Source organism: Nitrospiria bacterium (assembly GCA_035517655.1).
Lineage (GTDB): Bacteria > Nitrospirota > Nitrospiria > JACQBZ01 > JACQBZ01 > JACQBZ01.
The window spans coordinates 1-2,714 of record DATIYJ010000031.1; the positions used below are offsets into that span (position 1 = coordinate 1).

General features: G+C 60.7%; 3 protein-coding genes. All 3 read left to right on the plus strand.

The window, feature by feature from the left end:
* Window positions 1-331: EAL domain-containing protein (locus tag VLY20_06620; protein HUK56314.1), on the plus strand; the 331-nt coding region annotated here is incomplete at its 5' end.
* Between the two features lie 63 nt (window positions 332-394).
* The gene (locus VLY20_06625) at window positions 395-2,125 is read left to right on the plus strand and encodes an ABC transporter transmembrane domain-containing protein (protein HUK56315.1); all 1,731 of its coding nucleotides are present in this window, start codon (window positions 395-397) and stop codon (window positions 2,123-2,125) included.
* A 1-nt stretch (window position 2,126) separates the two neighbouring features.
* Complete coding sequence (locus tag VLY20_06630) at window positions 2,127-2,261, plus strand: hypothetical protein (protein ID HUK56316.1); 135 nt, start codon at window positions 2,127-2,129, stop codon at window positions 2,259-2,261.
* Window positions 2,262-2,714 lie beyond the last annotated feature (453 nt).

The following is a 2,714-nucleotide window of genomic DNA, read 5'->3' on the forward strand; positions in this document are numbered from 1 at the left end:
CTTCGGCGCCGGCTATTCCTCCCTGGGCTATCTGAAGAAACTGCCGGTCGACGAGGTCAAGGTGGACAAGTCGTTCGTCCTGGGCATGGCCGCGAACGCGGACGACGCGGTGATCGTGCGGTCGACCATCGATCTGGCGCACAACCTCGGTCTGAAGGTCGTGGCCGAGGGCGTGGAAAACCGGGAGGTCCTGGAGCGCTTGGTGGAGATGGGCTGCGACGCGGCGCAAGGGTATTACATGAGCCGGCCGATCCCCGCCGAGGAACTGGCCCGCTGGCTGTCCGAGTCCCCGTGGGGATTGAAGAACATCCGATCCCACTCGGCTAAATAAATTCCCCGCCCCTTTTGATTGACAAAGCGATCCCGCCGATAAGATAATAGTCGCAGGCATCCCATGAAAAACCTTCTGCGACTGTTCGCCTACATCAAGCCTTACCTTCGGCGGATGGCGCTGGCCGCCGTGCTGATGGCGGCCGTCGCCGCCGTGAACCTCGGCCTGCTCTGGATCGTGCGGGACGTGGTCAACGCGTTCCTTCACAAACCCGACACGGTGGCGCTCAACTCGGCCGTGCTGAGCCTCGTGGGTCTCTTCGTCGTCCAGGGGCTGCTGACAATGGGCCACAGCTATCTCGTCGCCTACATCGGCCAGCGGGTGGTGGCCGACTTCCGCATCCGGCTCTTCAAGCACCTCCAGACCCTCTCGGTGAGTTTCTTCGCCAAGCGGCGGACCGGCGAATTGATCTCGCGCCTCACCAACGACGTGACCGTGATCCAGGACATCGGGACGAACGTTCCGATCGACATGGCCAAGCAGCTCGTCACCCTGGTCGGCGGGGTCTCGATCCTGTTCTATCTGAACTGGCGGCTCTGCCTCTTGATCCTTTCCGTCATCCCGGTGATCGTCTTCATCGGGACCTTCTTCGGCCGCAAGCTCAAGCGCCTCTCGACCGTGATTCAAGACCGGACGGCCGACACGACGACCGTGGTGGAGGAGGCCGTGTCGGGCATCCGGATCATCAAGTCCTTCGTGGCCGAAGCGTATGAAGAGAACCGCTACATCCGTCAGCTCGACCAGATGGTCGCGACCGCGTTGAAGCGCGCGAGGATCCTGGCCGTCTTCATCCCGCTGATCACGATCGTGACTTTCGGCGCGGCCTCGGGCATTTTATGGTACGGCGGACGGCAGGTGATGTCCGGAACGATCACGCCGGGCGATCTCATCGCCTTCATTCTCTACGCCGGCATCCTGATCGGGCCCTTCGGGAGCTTTGCCCACCTCGTCTCCAAAATCAAGGAGGCCCAGGGGGCGACGCAGCGCGTCTTCGAGATCCTGGACACGCAGGCGGAGGTCGGGGATCTTGCGGGCGCGGCCGAGATGCCCCGGATCGACGGCCGGGTGGCCTTCCATCAGGTCGGCTTTCATTACACGCCCGAGATTCCGGTGCTCAAGGAGATCTCGTTCGAGGTCCAGCCGGGGGAGATGGTCGCCTTGGTCGGGCCCAGCGGCGCCGGAAAGAGCACGCTGATCCAGCTGCTTCACCGCTTCTACGATCCCTCGGAAGGACGGATCGAGATCGACGCGATCGACATCAAAACCGTGAAGCGGGCCAGCCTGTACCGGCAGATCGGCCTCGTGCCGCAGGAGACGATCCTCTTCGGAGGGTCGATCAAGGAGAATATTCGTTACGGAAAATTGACCGCGACGGACGAGGAGATCGTCGAAGCGGCGAAATCGGCCAACGCGCACGACTTCATCACGGGCTTTCCGAAAGGCTACGACACGATCGTCGGCGAGAAGGGGATCAATTTATCGGGCGGGCAACGGCAGAGGATCGCGATCGCCCGAGCCATCCTGAAAGCACCGCGGCTTTTGATTTTAGATGAAGCCACCTCTTCGCTCGACAACGAATCCGAGGCGGCCATCCAGGACGCGCTCGACCGGCTGATGAAGGACCGGACGACCTTCGTCATCGCCCATCGTCTCACCACCATCCAGAAAGCCGACCGGATCTTCGTCATGGACAAGGGCCGGATAGTCGAAGAAGGAACCCACGCCGAGCTCCTGGAGCGCCGGGGGCTTTATCACCATCTCTACACGCTGAAGCTGGCGGGGATTGAGGAGTAAATTGAAGAATAAGATAAAACTCGACCTCTACGCCAAGCTCGCGGTCGCCCAGGCCCAAGTCGCGGCCGGAAAAAAGGGCCGCAGCCTGAACCAAGTCATGCGGGACCTCCGGAAGCGCATCCGTGAGTTCCGATAGAAATTCGATTCATCCTCATCCATCGTATCATTCACGGAGCAAAGGACATCCAGCATTTGTTATGAGCCCTCCGGGACTTGACGCTCGTTCTCAGTTCCGGTATGCTCCTTTCTGATTTGCCGCCGGCCTGGGCGCGGTCTCGGACATTGATCTTCGACGAGGCCATGATCCTCACACCGGCTTCCGGAGGTCTTCAGGCGTCATGATCCCGCTCTCCCGTTTCCCTTCCCGCACACGCCGTCCGTTGGTCCTTCCGGATTTTGAATTTAACAATGGGTATCCCGATCCCGTAGGGGCGGCCCTGCGTGGCCGCCCTCATAAATCAGGGCACCCACATAGGGGTGCCCCTACATTGCCGGATCAAAATGGAGCAATGTAGTCGATTTGCATCTATTATATATATAGGCCGGAGGGGCGGGGGCTGAATTGGCCGAGGGAGAGGGAATCGGGTTA